Source organism: Phyllobacterium sp. NPDC097923, assembly GCF_044760925.1.
Lineage (GTDB): Bacteria > Pseudomonadota > Alphaproteobacteria > Rhizobiales > Rhizobiaceae > Phyllobacterium > Phyllobacterium calauticae.
Window position 1 is genome coordinate 1,654,579 of record NZ_JBIWBL010000001.1, and the last position, 17,560, is coordinate 1,672,138.

At 58.5% G+C, this 17,560-nt stretch carries 18 protein-coding genes and 1 tRNA gene; 11 read left to right on the top strand and 8 right to left on the bottom strand.

The window, feature by feature from the left end; genetic code table 11:
* Nucleotides 1-48: 48 nt before the first annotated feature.
* Together glmU and ACIQWS_RS08385 are read right to left on the bottom strand one after the other, a co-directional pair.
* Entirely contained in the window at nt 49-1,413 is a 1,365-nt protein-coding gene (gene glmU, locus ACIQWS_RS08380; RefSeq protein ID WP_346305534.1) for a bifunctional UDP-N-acetylglucosamine diphosphorylase/glucosamine-1-phosphate N-acetyltransferase GlmU, read from the bottom strand.
* A gap of 93 nt (nt 1,414-1,506) precedes the next feature.
* A complete protein-coding gene (locus ACIQWS_RS08385; RefSeq protein WP_403174586.1) occupies nt 1,507-2,253 on the bottom strand; it encodes a cytochrome c biogenesis CcdA family protein in 747 nt (248 codons plus the stop codon).
* Nucleotides 2,254-2,544: 291 nt separating this feature from the next.
* Here ACIQWS_RS08385 and ACIQWS_RS08390 point away from each other — a divergent pair.
* The 4 genes from ACIQWS_RS08390 (at nt 2,545) to ACIQWS_RS08405 (ending at nt 4,607) form a co-directional block, all read left to right on the top strand.
* Nucleotides 2,545-2,620, top strand: a tRNA-Lys gene (locus ACIQWS_RS08390).
* Nucleotides 2,621-2,767: 147 nt separating this feature from the next.
* Complete coding sequence (locus ACIQWS_RS08395) at nt 2,768-3,238, top strand: hypothetical protein (RefSeq protein ID WP_223613308.1); 471 nt, start codon at nt 2,768-2,770, stop codon at nt 3,236-3,238.
* A 179-nt stretch (nt 3,239-3,417) separates the two neighbouring features.
* The gene (locus tag ACIQWS_RS08400; RefSeq protein WP_223613307.1) at nt 3,418-3,879 is read left to right on the top strand and encodes a GNAT family N-acetyltransferase; all 462 of its coding nucleotides are present in this window, start codon (nt 3,418-3,420) and stop codon (nt 3,877-3,879) included.
* Between the two features lie 236 nt (nt 3,880-4,115).
* Nucleotides 4,116-4,607: a histidine kinase gene (locus ACIQWS_RS08405; RefSeq protein WP_223613306.1), complete on the top strand. Its 492-nt coding sequence runs from the start codon at nt 4,116-4,118 to the stop codon at nt 4,605-4,607.
* Between the two features lie 35 nt (nt 4,608-4,642).
* On the opposite strand, the gene ACIQWS_RS08410 is transcribed toward ACIQWS_RS08405, so the two are convergent.
* The gene (locus ACIQWS_RS08410; protein ID WP_346305122.1) at nt 4,643-5,494 is read right to left on the bottom strand and encodes a LysR family transcriptional regulator; all 852 of its coding nucleotides are present in this window, start codon (nt 5,492-5,494) and stop codon (nt 4,643-4,645) included.
* A 90-nt stretch (nt 5,495-5,584) separates the two neighbouring features.
* Here ACIQWS_RS08410 and ACIQWS_RS08415 point away from each other — a divergent pair, with 90 nt between their 5' ends.
* The 3 genes from ACIQWS_RS08415 to ACIQWS_RS08425 all read left to right on the top strand — a co-directional run bounded on the left by ACIQWS_RS08415 (nt 5,585) and on the right by ACIQWS_RS08425 (nt 7,322).
* The gene (locus tag ACIQWS_RS08415) at nt 5,585-6,049 is read left to right on the top strand and encodes a RidA family protein (RefSeq protein WP_346305121.1); all 465 of its coding nucleotides are present in this window, start codon (nt 5,585-5,587) and stop codon (nt 6,047-6,049) included.
* Between the two features lie 26 nt (nt 6,050-6,075).
* Nucleotides 6,076-6,864, top strand: coding sequence for an SDR family oxidoreductase (locus tag ACIQWS_RS08420; protein WP_403174603.1), 789 nt, complete (start codon nt 6,076-6,078; stop codon nt 6,862-6,864).
* Between the two features lie 80 nt (nt 6,865-6,944).
* Nucleotides 6,945-7,322, top strand: a complete 378-nt coding sequence (locus ACIQWS_RS08425) for a nuclear transport factor 2 family protein (RefSeq protein ID WP_403174609.1) — start codon at nt 6,945-6,947, stop codon at nt 7,320-7,322.
* Between the two features lie 9 nt (nt 7,323-7,331).
* Here ACIQWS_RS08425 and ACIQWS_RS08430 read toward each other — a convergent pair whose 3' ends face one another.
* Nucleotides 7,332-8,813, bottom strand: a complete 1,482-nt coding sequence (locus tag ACIQWS_RS08430; RefSeq protein WP_403174617.1) for an MFS transporter — start codon at nt 8,811-8,813, stop codon at nt 7,332-7,334.
* Nucleotides 8,814-8,932: 119 nt separating this feature from the next.
* On the opposite strand from ACIQWS_RS08430, the gene ACIQWS_RS08435 reads away from it, so the two are divergent.
* Complete coding sequence (locus ACIQWS_RS08435; protein WP_288191571.1) at nt 8,933-9,472, top strand: TetR/AcrR family transcriptional regulator; 540 nt, start codon at nt 8,933-8,935, stop codon at nt 9,470-9,472.
* 3 nt (nt 9,473-9,475) lie between these two features.
* Here ACIQWS_RS08435 and ACIQWS_RS08440 read toward each other — a convergent pair whose 3' ends face one another.
* Together ACIQWS_RS08440 and ACIQWS_RS08445 are read right to left on the bottom strand one after the other, a co-directional pair.
* Nucleotides 9,476-10,888 (bottom strand): ATP-binding protein, encoded by a 1,413-nt coding sequence (locus ACIQWS_RS08440; RefSeq protein ID WP_403174623.1) that lies wholly within the window; start codon nt 10,886-10,888, stop codon nt 9,476-9,478.
* The gene (locus ACIQWS_RS08445) at nt 10,885-11,601 is read right to left on the bottom strand and encodes a response regulator (protein ID WP_403174630.1); all 717 of its coding nucleotides are present in this window, start codon (nt 11,599-11,601) and stop codon (nt 10,885-10,887) included. Before ACIQWS_RS08445 ends, ACIQWS_RS08440 begins: the two co-directional genes overlap by 4 nt.
* A 320-nt stretch (nt 11,602-11,921) precedes the next feature.
* Between ACIQWS_RS08445 and ACIQWS_RS08450 the strand changes: the two genes are divergently transcribed.
* The 3 genes from ACIQWS_RS08450 (at nt 11,922) to ACIQWS_RS08460 (ending at nt 13,087) form a co-directional block, all read left to right on the top strand.
* Nucleotides 11,922-12,215: a hypothetical protein gene (locus ACIQWS_RS08450; protein ID WP_403174634.1), complete on the top strand. Its 294-nt coding sequence runs from the start codon at nt 11,922-11,924 to the stop codon at nt 12,213-12,215.
* A 42-nt stretch (nt 12,216-12,257) separates the two neighbouring features.
* Nucleotides 12,258-12,485: a hypothetical protein gene (locus ACIQWS_RS08455; protein WP_403174638.1), complete on the top strand. Its 228-nt coding sequence runs from the start codon at nt 12,258-12,260 to the stop codon at nt 12,483-12,485.
* 347 nt (nt 12,486-12,832) lie between these two features.
* A complete protein-coding gene (locus tag ACIQWS_RS08460) occupies nt 12,833-13,087 on the top strand; it encodes a GlsB/YeaQ/YmgE family stress response membrane protein (protein ID WP_105732726.1) in 255 nt (84 codons plus the stop codon).
* A gap of 78 nt (nt 13,088-13,165) precedes the next feature.
* On the opposite strand, the gene ACIQWS_RS08465 is transcribed toward ACIQWS_RS08460, so the two are convergent.
* Together ACIQWS_RS08465 and ACIQWS_RS08470 are read right to left on the bottom strand one after the other, a co-directional pair.
* Nucleotides 13,166-16,249, bottom strand: coding sequence for an efflux RND transporter permease subunit (locus ACIQWS_RS08465; protein ID WP_403174647.1), 3,084 nt, complete (start codon nt 16,247-16,249; stop codon nt 13,166-13,168).
* A complete protein-coding gene (locus ACIQWS_RS08470) occupies nt 16,246-17,469 on the bottom strand; it encodes an efflux RND transporter periplasmic adaptor subunit (RefSeq protein ID WP_403174652.1) in 1,224 nt (407 codons plus the stop codon). Before ACIQWS_RS08470 ends, ACIQWS_RS08465 begins: the two co-directional genes overlap by 4 nt.
* Between the last annotated feature and the right edge of the window lie 91 nt (nt 17,470-17,560).

Sequence of the window (17,560 nt, forward strand, 5' to 3'; positions counted from 1 at the left end):
GCAGGAAGTCAAATTCCGTTTCAATGTCTGGCACGAACTGCCAATGCGTTATTCCGCAGCCTTCTTGGCCTTTTTCTGCGCGGCATAGCCTGCGCGCAGCTGAACCGCCCGGCCTTCCTTGTTGACCTGATGCGCCCGGCCGAACGCCAGCGCATCCGCCGGGACATTCTGCGTAATCACGCTGCCCGAAGCGACATAGGCATTGTCGCCCACCGACACCGGCGCGACCAGCGACGTGTTGGAGCCGATAAAAGCACCGACCCCGATCTCCGTCAAAGCCTTGTTGTAGCCGTCATAATTGCAGGTGATCGTTCCGGCACCAATATTGGCATCGGCACCGACCGTGGCATCACCGAGATAGGTCAAATGGCTGACCTTTGCGCCGACGCCGATCCTGGTGTTCTTGACCTCGACGAAATTTCCAACCTTGGCATTGGCAGCAAGATCGGCGCCCGGACGCAGCCGGGCGAACGGGCCGACATTGGCACCCGGCCCCACCTTCGCCCGTTCCAGATGGGAAAAGGCGTGAATGACGGCGCCTGTCGCAACCGACACCCCCAAACCGAAGACAATATGCGGTTCCAGCACCGCATCGGCTTCAATCAACGTGTCGTGGGCAAAAAACACGGTCTCCGGCGCCTGCATACTAACGCCAGCGAGCATCATTGCCCGCCGCTTGCGGTTCTGCCAGATGGCTTCGGCTTCCGCCAGCTCGACGCGGGTGTTGATGCCGATGACATTGTCGACGGCAATATCGATGGCAACGACGGATTTTCCCAGTGCATTGCCGATTTCAACCACGTCCGTCAGATAATATTCGCCCTTGGCATTGGCATTGGTGACCTTGTCCAGGAGCTGCAGGGCACTGTCGCCGTGCAAGGCCATCAGGCCGCCATTGCAGAAACCGATTTTTTTCTCGTCTTCGCTGGCATCCTTGTCTTCGCGGATGGCGATCAGCTTGCCGCCCTTTTCGATCAGCCGGCCATACCCCGCCGGATTGTCCGGCCGGAAGCCCATGACAACGACATCGGCACCCCTGGCCAATTTGGCCCGTGCCCGATCCAAGGCGGCAGTTTCAATGAGGGGCGTATCGCCGAACACCACAAGGATATCGTCATAGCCGCGCGCGATCGCATCGCGGGCAGCGAGAACCGCGTGGGCGGTGCCGAGCCGTTCAGTCTGTTCGTGCACCGTGACATGGGAAACCACCGATTGCACCGCGTCACGCACCGCATCGGCGCCGCGGCCGACAACCAGGGCGATATCGCTGCCCCCGGCGCTGTGAACCGCCTTTGCCACATGCGCTACGATGGGCAGACCGGCGATCGGATGAAGCACTTTCGGCAGCGCTGATTTCATGCGCGTGCCCTCACCGGCGGCAAGAATGACCGAGAGGCAGGTACGTGATGTCATTGTCAGAATTCCGGATCCGTTTTGGCTCGACACAGTTTTACGCCCGATCGTGGCATAATCCCGGTTGCCAATGCATGAACAAGTTCCGCTTCTTTAGCCGAGTTGGCCAAGGATGGGAAATGTTTCAAGCAGCCAGAAAGAGAATGTCTGCAATCCGCCGGTCAGGAACAACACGCCGGTGATGACCAGCAGCCCGCCCATCACCTTTTCCACCTTGCCGAGATGCATGCGGAAGCGCGTGAGGAACCGCATGAAGTAGCCGGAAAACAGGGCGGCAATGATAAAGGGAATGCCGAGGCCCAGCGAATAGATGGCAAGCAGCAGTGCCCCATCGGAAACCGTATCGCGGCCGCCCGCAAGGGCGAGGATTGGCCCGAGAACCGGCCCGATGCAGGGCGTCCAGCCGAAGGCGAAGGCCAGTCCCATGACATAGGCTGCCAGCGGGTTTGCCGGCTTGCCCCTGGTCTGGAACCGCGCTTCGCGCGACAGGAAGGCAAGGCGGAACACGCCAAGGAAATTCAGCCCCATCAGGATGATGACGACACCGGCGGCAATGGCGATCTCCTGCTGCCACATGCGCAGCAGCCCGCCAATCGTCGAGGCGCCCGCCCCCAGCAGCACGAAAACAGTCGAAAACCCGAGAACGAAACAGAAGGATGAAAGCAACAGCGCCTGCCGCACCGGTGAAACGCGGGCAGCAGGCTGATCGGAACGGAAATCCTCCACCGTCACGCCGGCCATGTAGCAGAGATAAGGCGGCACCAGCGGCAATACACAGGGAGATAAGAACGACAGCGCACCGGCACCGGCAGCGGTCAGATAGGATACATCAAGCGCCATATGCGCTCCTCGTTTGGCATTTCAATTCTGATGGAAGCTGCCATAGGCCGAATCCCCTACAAATTCCAATCACCTTTTCGCCAGTTCGGCACACGGATGCGCTGTGATTGTCGCCACCGGCAGCGCTAACCCCGCGTAAAATGCCTCCGATGCCCGGAAAAACCGTGGACAGGGCAAAAGCAGGGCTTAATCTTGCAAAAACAGTGCAGAATAGCTGTTGACCAATGCCGATGTCATCCCTATGTTCCGCCGCAATTCCCAAGGGGTAGCGCAAGCGCCTTCCCTGCGTGGGAGCGCGTAGCTCAGCCGGTAGAGCAACTGACTTTTAATCAGTAGGTCCGGGGTTCGAACCCCCGCGCGCTCACCATCAGCTCAACCATTCACATCTGCCAATCGCCAATCGGCCGTCCAAGCGCCCGACAGGGACAGTCGTGGGCCTATACCCGTCGATCAGACCGCAGTAAGATTGGGCCGGAACCGTCAACAAGCGGTGCCGTGGGGACCAAAACAAAAAATGAACGGAAACATCAAGGACAAGAACAGAGCCCTGATCCGGCTCGTCTACGAAAAAACACGCAGCGACGGGCCGCAATCCATGGCCCCCTTGCTTGACAGCGATTTCGTGGCCCGCATCGGCGACAGCGTGCCATGGGGCGGCGTTTACACCGGCCCGGAACACTATCTGAGCACATGCGTGCGCCAGTATTCGCTCTACCTCGAACCGACATCCGTCGTCTATGAAACCCTGAATTGCCAGGATGACGAAGTACACGCACTCGTTCATCTCAAGATGCATGAAGGCGATGCGACGGTACCATTTCTCCACACCTGGACGATTCGCGGTGAAAAGCTCATCCATCTCAATTCCGTCTGCCTGCAGCCGGCTCTCCTGTCCGGCTCCCTCCTGTCGATCCGCAGGAGGCGGCCAAAACGTCTGAAACTCTACGAACGCCTGATGACGATCAAGCGGCGTCAGAATATATGAGGGCGAGAGCAGGCTGTTCTGGCCAAGATCAATAAAACCATCGCCGGTACGCGTGCCTGCCCCGCGCGCCGGCAACACCAAAAATATCTGAAATACCCATTGTCCCCGGGCCGTTTCGTGTTTTAGCTTCCTTCCAGCCGACCGCCCCCACACTTTCCCCGAGAATGCAGGATGAACACATGACCAACGATCTTCTCGTTCGCCCCGTTACCCGTCAGGATTATGACCAGTGGCTGCCACTTTGGGATGGTTACAATGCGTTTTACGGACGGTCGGGCCCGACAGCGCTGGCGGCGGACATCACCCGCACAACGTGGGAGCGATTCTTCGATGCCTATGAGCCGGTCAATGCCCTTGTTGCGGAGAGCGGCGGACAGCTCCTGGGGCTGACGCACTACATCTTTCACCGCAGCACCATTTCGATTGCACCAAACTGCTATCTGCAAGACCTGTTCACCAACGAGGCGGCACGGGGAAAGGGCGTCGGCAGAGCCCTGATCAACGGCGTTTACGAACGGGCGCAGCTTGCAGGGTCCCCTCGTGTTTATTGGCTCACCCACGAGACCAATCACACCGCCATGGAACTCTACAACAAAGTGGCGGACCATTCCGGCTTTGTAGTTTATCGAAAGATGTTTTGAACGCTCCGCTTCTTCTGAAGATCAATATTCAATCTCAGGGGTGATATTTAACATACGCAGAAATAAATTTTTTGTTCTTGGTGAAAATTACCAGGAATTACCATTGTTATTGTTCATATATATGCAATAATCCGCAGATATACTTCTAATATACCTAGAAAACCTGAAAGAAAAAAGCGAATTGGGAATAGTCCGCAATTCGCAATGCTCTGCGTTACAACCCAAGGGGAATTCATATGAAGAAAATTTTGCTGGCGACCATGATCGCACTGGCGCCTGCTGCAGCGCCCGCCGCGACCCTCACATTTCCGAGCGAGGCGCCGGTTGCGTCGATCACCATCCCGAATAGCTGGGGACCCAAGGAAACCGAAGGTGGGATCGACGCCACATCCGATGATTCGGCCATCTATCTCTCCGTCGATGTGGCCGATGCCAAAACATCCGACAAGGTGATCAGTGATGCCATCGATTTTCTGACGGAAAACGGCGTGAAGATCGATGACTCCACCAAGAAGACCTCAACGGACCAGATCAACGGAATGGACATGACCAATCTGGACTGGAGCGGCACGGACAAGGAAGGCGCCGTGAACATCGGATTGTCATTTGCCGCGCCCACACCGGACAAGCTCCTTGTCATCACCTATTGGGGTTCCAAGGGCACACAGGAAAAACACGCCCCCGAACTCCTGGCAATCATCGGTTCGCTCAAGCCGGCCGCGAAATAACATATCCCAAGACGGGAGTGTCCTGACTGCGGGAGTCAGGACACCAGTTTTTCCCGCAAAAACACCCCGAGTTCCCGCACGATGTTGGATGGGTCCTTGCCGACAAACAGTCCGAAATCGGCACTTGGCGCCGCCGGCAGATTGCGGCCGCTGTCAATGGTTTCGCAGTCGGGCGGCAGGCTTTCCGGCAACATGAGACTATAGCCAAGTCCGGCACGCAACGCGCCGATGAGCGCACCATAGCTCGAGACCCGGCACGCCACGGACCATGCGACCCCGGCACTGGCGAACGCCACTGTTGTCTTGTCCTGCCAGGTGCAGGAGCCTTCGAAGACGATGAGGGGGATGGGATCGCCCTCACCGACATCGATCAAACGGCTGCCGCTCCAGACCAGTTGCCGCGACCAGTGAAAAAACGGCGCAAACGAAAAGCGCGATGGATCGGCAACAACAATATCCAGCTTGCCCGACTGGAGACTTTGGCTGAGTTCGCCGCTGTGCGCCGTGACGAGATCAAGTTCCACTTGCGGAAATCTCTTGCGAAATTCCGCCAGCAGAATGGGCAACCGTGTAACGACAAGATCTTCAATCAGCCCGAGCCTCACCCGCCCGACCAGCTGGCGTCCCTCGATCTGCTGACGCGCATCTTGGCCAAGCGCAATGAGCTTGCGGGCGTAAGCGACGAGAATTTCACCTGAATCGGTCAGTGACACACCGCGTGACGAACGCTTGAGAAGCTGCGTGCCGAGATCCGCCTCCAGCCGCTTGAGCTGCATGCTGACCGCTGCCTGGGTACGCGCCAGTTTCTCCGCCGCACCGCTGACGGTACCCGTTTCGGCAACCACGAGCAGCGCTCGCAACAGGTGCGGATCAAGATTCATGTCCATCAAAAAACCTTATATCGATATAAGCAATATCAAGATACATTATCTCTACCAAGCATGGCAAGGAATGCTCCCCAGCAGAAGGAGATTGCCTTGACGAGTTTCCGTGACCGTTTTGAACAGGCCGGCCTGACCTGGCCGGATATCGCACCGGCCGATTTTCCGTTCGCACCGGCGATCCGCATCGACAATGTCGTCTATATCTCCGGCCAGATACCCGAGGTGGGAGAAGACATCGCCTACACCGGCAAAGTCGGCGAAACGATCAGTCTCGAAGAGGCAAAACAGGCGGCTGCGATGTGCGCTGCCAACATCCTATTCTGGTTGAGCAGGGAATTGGATGGAGACCTGAGCCGGGTTGTCCAGGTGGCTAAAATCACGGTTTATGTAAACGCCGTCGCCGGGTTCAGCGATTATTCAACCGTCGGCAACGGCGCATCCGAACTGTTGCTTAAGGTACTCGGAGACAAGGGCAAGCATGCCCGCGCGGCGATTGGCATGGCGGGCCTGCCCCTGAATGTTCCGGTCGAAGTCGATGCCATCATCCATGTCCGCTAACCCATTGAAAAAGTGAGAACTCTACCATGAACCTTGGACTGGAAGGAAAACGGGCGCTTGTGCTCGGCGGCAATAAGGGGCTTGGCCGCGGCGTCGCCAGCGCTCTGGCCGAAAACGGCGTGGTTGTCGCCATCGCCGGACGGAACGATGCGGCGTTGAACGCCACGATAAGCGCGCTGCGCGTGCATTCGCCCCGCTCCTTCGCCCTCAACGCCGATCTTGCCGATCCGGTGGCTTTGGCCGCCATGCTTGACCGTGTTGATGAGGCGATGGGCGGCATCGACATCCTGCTGCTGAATGGCGGCGGGCCGCCGCCGTTTCCGGCGGCGTCGCTGAATATTGTCCAATGGCGCACCCAGTTCGAAGCCATGTTCCTGTCCGGCGTGCGTATCGCCGCGCATTTTCTGCCGGGGATGCGCGAGCGGCATTGGGGCCGCATCCTCGTGGTGTCGTCCACCAGCGTCCGGGAGCCGATTGCCGGCCTGACCGCATCCAACGCGTTGCGCGCTGCCGTTGCCGGCTGGGCAAAGAGCCTTGCCGGCGAAGTCGCTGCCGATGGGATAACGGTCAATCTGCTGCTCGCGGGACGCCTCGCCACGGCACGCACCGACATGCTGGATCGCATGGATGCCGAAGCACGGGGTGTTGACGTCGCCGTCATTGCCGCAGAGAGCCAGGCGGATGTGCCTGTCGGCCGCTATGGAACGGCGGATGAGTTCGGGGCCGTGGCTGCCTTTCTCGCCAGCGAAAAGGCTTCCTACGTCACCGGGGCGGCAATCCCGGTGGATGGCGGCTTGTCGCACGCGATCATTTGAATCAAGCTTTGTTTATGCGCAGCCGGACCTGTATCATGGGCCGGCCACCGCAAAAATCATCCAATCGAAGGAACAGCCCCATGCCGGAACGCAGCCGCGTCGATGCTTTTGTTGCAACTGTCGTCAGCGGTGATCATGTGAAAGCAATCACCGATTTCTATCATGAAAATGCCTCCATGCAGGAGCCCGGCAAAGAACCGCGCCGCGGCCGCGAGCTGCTTGAAAAGCACGAACAGAACGCGCTCGACCGGCTGGACCGGATGTATACACACCCGGCCCACGCCGTCCTGATCGATGGCGACACCGTCGTCATTCAGTGGATATTCGACGCGACATCCAAGGATGGCGTGACCCGGCGTCTCGAAGAACTCGCGCTGCAGCGCTGGCAGGGTGACCGCATCATCGAAGAACGTTTCTTCTATGACACCGCGTCGGCGTGGGCCGTGGTCCAGCCATAACGCTGCAAATCAGCTTCTGCCTGCCCGTGTTGCCAGCTTGATTGCCGTTGCCGTGAGGATCAGCGTGGCGGAAGCCACGAGAATGACCGAGGTGAACGCACTTTCGAACGCATCCCGGGCAAAGCCGACCAGGGCGGGTGCGACGTCCGGTGCGAGTCCCTTTGCATAGATCAACGCCTCATCGAGGCTGTCATAGACCATCACCGGCGCATTCATGCTGTCAGGCAGCGTCAGGCTGATGCTGTAGATCGTCGACATGAGACTGCCAAGCAAGGCGACACCCATGGCACCGCCGAGTTCGTAGGACACTTCTTCAATCGACGCCACCGTACCGGCGCTTTCTTCCGGCGTGTTGAGCATGATGGCGCTCGAGGCCGCCGTCATGGCCGCACCGAAGCCAAAACCGAGAACGGCAAGGCTGGCGATCTGCACGAGCGGTCTTGCGTCATGGACGTAGAGCAGGCTGGCAACGCCGAGCCCAGCGGCTGCAAGACTGGCCCACATGATGGGTTCCGAGCCAAGGCGCGGCAGCGCCAGGCCCGCCAGCGGACCTGCTGCGAAGGCAGCGAGCGGCACCGGCAGGATCAAAAGCCCTGCTTCGAGCGGCGACAGGCCCATGACCAGCTGAAATCGCTGGCTCAGCACCAGCTCCATGCCCACGAGCGTGAGAGAGGCGATGAAGGCGGTCGCGACACCCGACGAGAATCTCCGGTTCCGGAACAATCTGAAATCGATCATCGGTTGCGCCGAGCGTCCCTGCCGCCGGACAAACAGCCACAGGAAGACGATGCCGATCATCGCAGCAACCAGTGCCGCGGCATAAACCGGTGTTTGCTTGCCGAATTCCTTGATCGCATAGGTCACGCCGACAAGCCCGACCATGATCTGCGCGGACGCCACGAGATCCCAGGGGCGCGTCGTATCGCCCGCGCGGTTCGGGATGATCCACAGCGTGAAAACCAGCGCCACGACGACGATAGGAACGTTGATCAGGAAAACCGAGCCCCACCAGAAATATTCGAGCAGGACACCGCCCAGCACAGGGCCGACGGCCGCGCCGCCCGATGCAATCGCCGCCCAGATGCCAATGGCAAAGGCGCGCTCCCGCTCATCGGCAAAGGTCTGCCGGACGATGGAAAGCGTGGCCGGCATCATCATGGCTGCGCCAACCGCCAGCAAGGCGCGCGAAGCGATGAGCACCCCGCTTGTCGGGGAAAATGCGGCTGCCAGCGAGGCAAGGCCGAACACGACGAGACCGCCGGCAAACAATTTCTTGTTGCCGATGCGATCGCCAAGCGCACCGGCACCGGGCAATAGGCCGGCGACAACCAGCGGATAGGCGTTGACGATCCACAGCTTGGCCGAGGCCGAAGCATGAAGATCATGGGTCAGACGCGGCAGAGCCGTGTAGAGAACTGTCATGTCGATGACGACGAGGAACAGCGCGCTGGAGACGATCGCAAGGACCAGCCAGCGGTTTTGGGGTAGCATTTTTTCACCATTGGAGCATTTGCCGCTCCCGTTATATTTGCGGTCATGCATTGATTGGGTATCGCTGCATCGTGGCATATATAAATACGTTCGTATTGAAATGGAAGAGGAAGACTGTTTTGGGCCGGAAACGCACGATTGATCGGGGCAAGGTTCTCGATGCGGCGGAAGCCGTGGTGAGCAAGGTGGGCGCTGCGGCGCTCACCATCGATGCGGTGGCGAAAGCGGCCGGGATCACCAAGGGCGGCGTGCAATATTGCTTCGGCACCAAGGGCGCCCTTATCGATGCGATGCTGGAACGCTGGGGTGAAGCCTATGATGCGGAGGTCGTGCAACTCACCCAGGGAACCCCAGTTTCGCCGATACGCGCCCATCTGGAAGCCACGCGCAAAGGCGACGAAAGCTCCAACGCCAAGGCGGCAAGCCTGATGTCATCCCTGATCCAGACGCCGGAGCACCTTGCCAGCACCCGCGCCTGGTACAAAACCAGAATGGCGGATTTCGATCTGTCAACCGAAGCGGGCCGCCGCGCGCGCATCGCCTTCATCGCCACGGAAGGCATTTTCATGCTGCGCTTCTTCGGCTTCATGGAGATCGGCGACCGCGACTGGAACGCCGTCTTTGACGATATCCAGTCCTTTGTGCTGACCGGGGAATAGACGTCAGGATGCCAGAGGAATTGTCAGCTCCGCCCGCAATCCGCCCTCCGGATCGTTTTCAAGCTTGATGTCGCCGCCGCTGCGCCGGGCAATGTTGCGGGCAATGGTCAGGCCAAGACCAAACCCGCCCGTTTGCCGGTTGCGCGACCCCTCCACCCGGCGGAATGGCTGGAACACCTCGTCCAGCTTGGCCTGCGGAATACCGGGACCGTGATCCTTGATAAGCAGGACAATCTCATTGCCGGCCAGCTTCAGACTGACATCGGCGCGTTCGCCATAGGCCACCGCATTGTCGATCAGATTGGTGACACAGCGGCGCAAAGCGATCGGCCGCCCGGTGCAGACGAGCTTGCGCGAGCCGATGCCTTTCTTTTCAAACGTCACTTGCGGATAATTATCGACAATTGAGTCGACCAGAGACCAGAAATCGATCTTTTCCTGTTCTTCATCGACCACTTCATAGGTGGCAAAGTCGATGACCGAACGGGAAATCGCCTCGATATCGTTGAGATCCTGCATCAGCGACTGGCGCAGCTGGGATTTGCGCAGCAATTCAAGCCGCAGGCGGATACGGGTCAACGGCGTGCGCAAATCATGGGCAAGCGCCGCCGCCAATTGTTCACGGTCGGCCACATATTCGCGCAGTTGCGCCTGCATGGCATTGACGGCGCGCGCCGCCGATTTGTACTCGGTGCTGCCGAATTCCGGCAAAGGCGGAATTTTGACATCCTCGCCGATGCGCTTGACCGCGCTTTCCAATGCACGATACGGCGCCGTCAGCCGGCGCATGGCCCAGATCGACAAGATGATGACAATGGCCGCGACGGCGCCGAACAATGGCAGCGTCTGCACGGTGAGGATCGGATCGATGGGCGAAACCGGCGTCACGAAGTTCAGCCATTGGCCGTCGCTGAATTCGATGGATGCGATCAGGCCGCCGCTCTTGCTGAAATCCTGCGCGAGCGCCGACAGCTGCTTTTCGACAACGCCGACATCCGCACCAGGTGTGCTGGAATCCGAATCGGTTTCCGGCGTGGCGTTGGGCGATTCGCGGCGAACCCGCGCATCCGTCACGCCAAAGGCTGAAAACCGCGCGACAAGCACGTCTTCAAGCTCGGCCAGATTGTCATCGGACGCAATCGCCGATGTCACGGCCGGATCATCCGACATATAGAGCGGGCTCGACGCATTCGACATGGCGCCGGCAAGCCGGGTGCGCTCCGGCGGCGGCGCGGCGTAGAGCAGCTTGACCAGCGTGTACGCCCGCTCGCTCAGGCGAAACAGCTCAAGGATGTTGTTGCCTTCGCTGCGGTCACGCGAGACGATGGACAGCGTCGCGATCTGCGTGGTGATCAGTCCGGCAATCAGGATCAGCAGGATCCAGCTTGGCAGGGACTGGGGCAGAAACCGCTTCATTCCGCCACGACTTCCGGCACAAACTGATAACCGCCGCCGCGAATGGTCAGGATCAGTTTCGGCGACCGCGGATCGTCTTCCATCTTGCGGCGCAGACGGCTGATCAGAATATCGATACTGCGATCATATCCGTAAGCGACGTTGCTCCCCGCAAGCTCCATCAACTGATCGCGGCTGAGCATGCGCTGTGCACTCTTGACCAGCGTTTCCAGCAGATTGAATTCGCCGCTGGTCAGTTCCACCCGCACATTGTCGGGCGACACCAGCCGGCGGCGCGAACAATCCATCGTCCATCCGGCAAATTTGTAAACCTTCGGCTCGATCCGCCGGTCCGGGCCCGGGCCGTCCAGACGGCGCAGAACCGCCCTCACCCGTGCCAGCAGCTCGCGCGGATCGAACGGTTTCGACACATAGTCATCCGCCCCCATCTCCAGCCCGACGACGCGGTCCGTGGTTTCCGTGATGGCCGTCAGCATGATGATCGGCACGCGTGAGTGCATGCGGATATCCCGGCAGATCTCCATGCCGCTCTTGCCCGGCAGCATCACGTCGAGAATGAGCAGGTCGACGGGTGTGCGCGAAAAGATGGCCTGCATCTCTTCACTGTCCCTGGCGACGGAGACACGCATGCCGCGCTTTTTCAAAAACTCGTGCAGCAAATCGCGAATGGCATCGTCATCGTCGACAATCAGGATATGCGGCTCAGATTTCATGCGAATCTTTCAACGTGTCAGGCCTAGTGGAACGAATTTGACATTCGCATCCCATTTGACATCACGCGGAACATGCAAATGTCAGAATCGGACCACTAGCTTTGATTATCCGGCAACAAGATAAAGGCCGAAATCCGCATTGACCAGCCGCCACTCATCACTTCCCGGCGATTTACCGCCGCTTCCCGCTTTCAGAAACAATCCAGAAACAAAACACTACAGAGCGGAAAAACGCGCGCAATAGTCATGCCCGATAACAGGCACACCGAACCTGTTCGCAATCACTGAACAGGACAACACTTCGAACGCCAAAGGGTTTTATGCGCAACGTCCTGACCATATCGACACTCATTCTGACCGGCGTGCTGTATGCCGCTGCGCCAGTCGACCTGTCGATGGCCGATGAAACGCTGACCCGTTCCGAGCTTTGCGGCAAACTTCAGCTGCAAACTCAACAAGCCATCACCGAACACGCCGAGGCAAAACGGGCAGCCAAGGCGAGAGCACTTCAACGCAGGGCAACAAGGTTTTGTGCAAGCAACAAGCAGGCACAAGGCATCAGAACGTTCGCACAAGCGTTGAAACTGCTCGGTGTGCAGCCGATTGATGACTGATCGACTGTGTCCCATGAGCCCATATCAAAAGGAAACTGACCTATGAAAAAGTCCCTCTACACAGCTCTCGGCCTTGCTGTTGCTCTCGCTGTTTCGGCTCCGGTTCTGACAGCTTCCAGCGCCAACGCAGCCACTGCTGCCGCACCGGCAGCCGCAGCAGCACCAGCTGCTACCAAGCACACTGCAAAGAAGCATGCTGTTAAGAAGACCCACAAGCACAAGACCCACAAGAAGGCCGCTGCCAAGAAGGCCCCTGCCAAGAAAATGTAATCTTCCTGGCCCGCAATTCTTGAATTGCCTGCAACTATGCCGGTCGTGGGAAACCATAGCCGGCATAGCTTTTTCAAGCGTTTCTCCGCTTCTTCCCAAATTTTGCTGAAACCGCAAGAAGCGCAATGATTTCCGGGTGATAGTGCCTTGGCCGCCCGTCAGATTGCTTCAATGCACTATATATTGCGGTGTTTGATCGCCATCCATACAAGTTTTATTATCCAAAACAGATTTCCCATCGTAAAATCCTTGTGATGATTCTACGGCCGATCCCGGATCGCCCATGAAGAGCGGCATCCACGGTCTGCAGGACCATCGTAACGCAACCGGCATGTGGAGAGACGACTATGGGTGGAGAATCACTTCTTATTTTCCTGTTAGTGGGACTGATCGCTGGGTGGCTGGCGAGTCAGCTTGTCAGCGGGGGCGGCTTTGGCCTCATCGGCGATCTGATCATCGGCGTTATCGGCGCATTCATAGCGGGATATCTCCTGCCGCGTCTGGGCATATCGCTGGGTGCCGGAATTCTGGGCGCCGTTATTTCGGCGACAATCGGCGCTGTCATCCTCCTCATCATTCTTCGCGCCGTTAAGCGAGCCTGACGATACCAGCTATTTGAAACGACAAAGCCTCCGAACCGGCAAGGTTCGGAGGCTTTTTGTTGTGCAGCGTTCAACCGGTCAGGTACGGCCGAATTGCGCATCCCCGTTCGGCTCAGGCGCCGCAGTTGGCTCAGCCGCGTGATCCCTGTGCGAAATGAAGGTGTAGAACATCGGCACCACGAAGAGCGTGAAGATCGTGCCGACCAGAATGCCGGAGAAAATCACCAGGCCGATGGAGTAACGGGCTGCCGCACCCGCACCGGTCGCCGTGATCAGCGGGATAACGCCGAGTGCCATGGCGGCCGTCGTCATCAGGATCGGGCGAAGACGGGTCTTGGCAGCCAGAATGATCGCATCATGCCGCGATATCCCATGCAGTTCCCGCTGCTGGTTGGCAAATTCCACCATGAGAATGCCGTGCTTGGTAATCAGCCCGACCAGTGTGATCAGCCCCACCTGCGTGTAGATGTTCAGCGTTCCCAGCCCCATGTTCAACGGAACAATCGCACCGAAGATCGACAAGGGCACCGACATCATGATGATGAACGGATCGCGGAAGCTTTCGAACTGCGCGGCAAGCACCAGGTAAATCACGACAACCGCCAGAATGAAGGCAATGAGGATCGTGTTGCCCTGGGTGATTTCCAGACGCGACTGGCCGATGTAATCGAGGAAGAACCCATCCGGCATCAAAGGACGTGCCGTATTGATGACCGTCTGCAGGCCTTCACCTGTGGAGACGCCCGGCATCGGCAAGGCACTGATCGTCGCAGAATTCAACTGGTTGAACTGCTCGATGGCTGCCGGAGCCGCATTCTGCACGATTTTGACCACGGCCGACAAAGGCACCATGTCACCCGAGGCGCTTTTGACAAAATACTGGCCGAGGTTTTCAGGATTCGATCTGAAATCCTGCGGCACCTGCGGAATGATGTCATAGCTGTTGGAATCGCGGTCGAACTTGGCAATCTTGCCGCCACCGACCAGCAATCCAAGCGTCTGGCCGATGTCACTCACCGGCACGCCAAGAGCCGCCGCACGGTCACGATCGATCGTTACCGTCGTCTGCGGTGCATTGAAGGACAGGGAATTCTGCACGACAATGAACTTGCCGGACGCCTGAGCCTGCCGCTTTACCTCTTCGGCGATTTCAAACACCTTGTCCGACGGACCGGTTGATTGAAGAACCACGGAGATCGGCAAGCCGCCGCCGCTGCCCGGAAGGGTCGGCAGGGCAAAGATATAGGCCTGCGCACCCGCCACCGGAGCAATCATCTTCTGCAGTTCCTGCTGAAGCTGCTTCTGCGACTTGGTGCGCTGTGACCAATCCTTGAAGACCCAGATGGCGAAAGCGGAATTCGTCGTGCCAAGGCCGGCAATGTTGAAGCGGGCCTTGAGCTCCGGCAGATCCTTCGTCAGCGCATCGATCTGGTTGGCATAGAGCAGCGTATAGTCGGTCGTTGCATATTGCGGGGCATTGACCAGCGAGACGAGGAAGCCGCCATCTTCTTCCGGTGCCAGTTCGGATGCCGTTTTGGTAAACAGAAATCCTGTCAAAGCCACCAGAATGATAACGATCAGCAATGTCACCGGCCGGAAGGCCAACGACCCGGCAACGCGCCGTTCATAGACACCTTCAAGCCAGCCGAAGCTTCTGTCCACGATGCGCTGGAAACGGCTGTGATTGCCGGGTTTCAGCAGCAGCGCGCACATCATCGGCGAAACCGTCAAAGCCGCGACACCGGAAATGATAACCGCACCGGCGAGCGTAAAGGCGAACTCGCGGAACAGCGCCCCGGTAAGACCGGCGGTAAAACCGAGCGGTGCGAACACGGCAGCAAGCGTGATCGTCATCGCGATGATCGGCCCGGTGATTTCCTTCATGCCCTTGAGCGAGGCATCGAGCGGCTTCAGCCCCTCTTCGATGTGGCGATGGATGTTTTCCAGAACAACGATCGCGTCGTCCACGACGAGACCGATGGCCAGAACCATCGCCAGCAGGGAGAGAAGGTTGATCGAATAGCCCAGCAGGAACAGGAAGAAGCACACGCCGACCAGCGAAATCGGAATCGTGACGACCGGAATGATGACGGAGCGGAACGAACCAAGGAAGAGAAGGATCACCAGAACAACGATGAGCACGGCTTCACCGATGGTCTTGTACACTTCATCGACCGACGAACTGATCTGTTCCGTCGAATCGTAAAGCATGATCATGGTCATGCCATCGGGCAGAGTTGCCTGGATCGCCGGCAATTCCTTGCGCACGGCCGCCGTCATATCCAGCGGGTTCGCCGAAGGTGTCGGGAAAATGCCGATAAACGTACCGCTCGAGCCGTTGAAGGTCACGCGCGTATCCGTGCTCACCGCGCCAAGCTCGATCCGCGCGATATCGCGCAACCGCACGATGCTCTTGGCGTCAGATTTGATCGGCAGGGCACCGAATGCCTCTGGCGTCTGCAATGTGGTCTTCAGCGTGATCGGCGAAGCGGTGTACAGGTTCTGCACCTTGCCCGGCGCCGACAGGAAGTTGGACTGATTGATGGCAGCCAATACTTCCGAAGCCGTCGTGGTATGCGCCGCCATCTTAACCGGATCGATCCAGACGCGCATCGAGAAAACCTGACCGCCCAGGATCTGCGCGTTGGCAACGCCCTGAATGGTCGACATGCGCGGCTGGATGACGCGCTGCAGATATTCGGTGATCTGCTCGCTCGTCATGTTCGGGTTCTGCACGGCGAGGTACATCGTCGCAAAATTCTGCCCCGTGCCCTTGGTGATGACAGGGTCGTCCGCCTCCTTGGGCAGATTGCCGCGCACCTGGTTGACCTTGGAAATGACCTCGGTCAAAGCCGCATCAGGATTGGAGCCAAGCTTCATGTGAACGGTGACGGTGCTCGAAGACGGCGACGACGATGACGTCACGTAGTCGATGTTTTCCGTCGTGGTCACCGCATTGGCGATGGGCGCAGAGATGAATCCCTGAATAAGATCGGCACTTGCCCCAGCATAGGCCGTTGTAACGGTGATGGCCGTTTCCTCGACCTTCGGATATTGGCGAATCGAAAGATTCGTCAAACCCTGCGCGCCAAGCAGAATGATCATCAAAGCGACAACCGTCGATAGAACGGGGCGGCGAATGAAAACTTCTGAAAAATTCATTTCTTGGGCAGTCCTGAATCGGTTGTATTTGCTGGGTTCACGTCATTGGCGATTGTGACCACCGAACCGGCGTTAAGGCGGTTCTGACCGGCCGTTACAACGATGTCGCCTTTGTTCAGACCCTTGGTGACTTCAACCAGAAGGCCGGAACGGCGGCCGGGCTTGACGAAAACCTGTGCAACGACAAGCTTGGGCTCTTTCTTCTCTGCAGTCGCGCCCGCGGCAGCAGGCTTCGCCGCATCGGCAGGCTTGGCCGCATCCGTTGCTGGCTTGGCCGCATCTGCCGGCTTGGCTGCGTCGGGTGCCGGGCGAACGACATAGATGTAGTCGCCGTAAAGGCTGGAGACGAGCGCCGTCTGCGGCAAGGTGAATACGCCTTCTTCCTTGGGAAGCTCGACACGAACCTGCGCGAACTGGCCGGGCCGCAACTTGCCTTCGGGATTATCGACTTTCGCACGCACCGACACCAGGCGCGTCGACGGATCAATACGCGGTTCGATCGCCGTGATCTGGCCTTCATAGGGCTGATCTGCATCCGAAAGGCTGAGCTTGATCAGCTGGCCGATCTTGATCAGATTGAGATTCTGTTCGTTGACGGTGAAATCCACACGCATGGTGGACAGGTCCTGCAGCGACACGACGACCGTGCCCGGCGACAGATACTGGCCAAGCTCGATGCGCGGAATACCGACCGTACCCTTGAACGGTGCCTTGAGCAGCTTCTGCTCCATGACAGCTTCCAGCTTGGCAATTTCAGCCTTCTTGGCCAGCGATGCTGCCTGCGCCGTATCCACATTGGATTCCGCGCCGACACCGCGTGTATTCAAGGTGCGGGCACGCGCCAATGTCTGGTCGTTCAGCACATCCTGCGCCTTGGCGGCGACGATATCGGCCTTTTCGATGGCGTCATCCAGCTGCAGCAGCGGTGCGCCCTTCTCGACGATATCGTTGGCTGTGAACGGGATGTCCTTGACGATACCCGCAACTTCCACGGCCAGCTCGACACCCTGGATGGCGCTGACAGTACCGATGGCTTCGATATTCGGCGTCCAGACGGCGGGCTCGACCGTATAGGTCGAGACGGATTGCGCCGGCTGCTGCATGGTCGCGAAGAACTGCTTGATCATTCCATCGCGGAAAAAGTTGAACCAGACCAGCCCTCCGGCAAGCACCACGACCAAAATGAGAATGATCACGGGTAGAATGTAGCGCTTAATCATCAGGAACCGCTCCGCAACAAAACAATGGCCAGCAAAGTTTGTTGCTAGCCTGTCAAATGAGAATAACGTGATGTGGACTTGATTGCCACGC

What these genes read in the sequence shown, in the direction of transcription:
- ACIQWS_RS08450 (WP_403174634.1), top strand. Translation starts at nt 11,922, where the DNA reads ATGCGCAACGTCCTGACCATATCGACACTCATTCTGACCGGCGTGCTG.
- glmU (WP_346305534.1), bottom strand. Translation starts at nt 1,413, where the DNA reads ATGACATCACGTACCTGCCTCTCGGTCATTCTTGCCGCCGGTGAGGGC.
- ACIQWS_RS08405 (WP_223613306.1), top strand. Translation starts at nt 4,116, where the DNA reads ATGAAGAAAATTTTGCTGGCGACCATGATCGCACTGGCGCCTGCTGCA.
- ACIQWS_RS08470 (WP_403174652.1), bottom strand. Translation starts at nt 17,469, where the DNA reads ATGATTAAGCGCTACATTCTACCCGTGATCATTCTCATTTTGGTCGTG.
- ACIQWS_RS08410 (WP_346305122.1), bottom strand. Translation starts at nt 5,494, where the DNA reads ATGGACATGAATCTTGATCCGCACCTGTTGCGAGCGCTGCTCGTGGTT.
- ACIQWS_RS08395 (WP_223613308.1), top strand. Translation starts at nt 2,768, where the DNA reads ATGAACGGAAACATCAAGGACAAGAACAGAGCCCTGATCCGGCTCGTC.
- ACIQWS_RS08430 (WP_403174617.1), bottom strand. Translation starts at nt 8,813, where the DNA reads ATGCTACCCCAAAACCGCTGGCTGGTCCTTGCGATCGTCTCCAGCGCG.
- ACIQWS_RS08465 (WP_403174647.1), bottom strand. Translation starts at nt 16,249, where the DNA reads ATGAATTTTTCAGAAGTTTTCATTCGCCGCCCCGTTCTATCGACGGTT.
- ACIQWS_RS08460 (WP_105732726.1), top strand. Translation starts at nt 12,833, where the DNA reads ATGGGTGGAGAATCACTTCTTATTTTCCTGTTAGTGGGACTGATCGCT.
- ACIQWS_RS08420 (WP_403174603.1), top strand. Translation starts at nt 6,076, where the DNA reads ATGAACCTTGGACTGGAAGGAAAACGGGCGCTTGTGCTCGGCGGCAAT.
- ACIQWS_RS08445 (WP_403174630.1), bottom strand. Translation starts at nt 11,601, where the DNA reads ATGAAATCTGAGCCGCATATCCTGATTGTCGACGATGACGATGCCATT.
- ACIQWS_RS08440 (WP_403174623.1), bottom strand. Translation starts at nt 10,888, where the DNA reads ATGAAGCGGTTTCTGCCCCAGTCCCTGCCAAGCTGGATCCTGCTGATC.
- ACIQWS_RS08455 (WP_403174638.1), top strand. Translation starts at nt 12,258, where the DNA reads ATGAAAAAGTCCCTCTACACAGCTCTCGGCCTTGCTGTTGCTCTCGCT.
- ACIQWS_RS08385 (WP_403174586.1), bottom strand. Translation starts at nt 2,253, where the DNA reads ATGGCGCTTGATGTATCCTATCTGACCGCTGCCGGTGCCGGTGCGCTG.
- ACIQWS_RS08425 (WP_403174609.1), top strand. Translation starts at nt 6,945, where the DNA reads ATGCCGGAACGCAGCCGCGTCGATGCTTTTGTTGCAACTGTCGTCAGC.
- ACIQWS_RS08400 (WP_223613307.1), top strand. Translation starts at nt 3,418, where the DNA reads ATGACCAACGATCTTCTCGTTCGCCCCGTTACCCGTCAGGATTATGAC.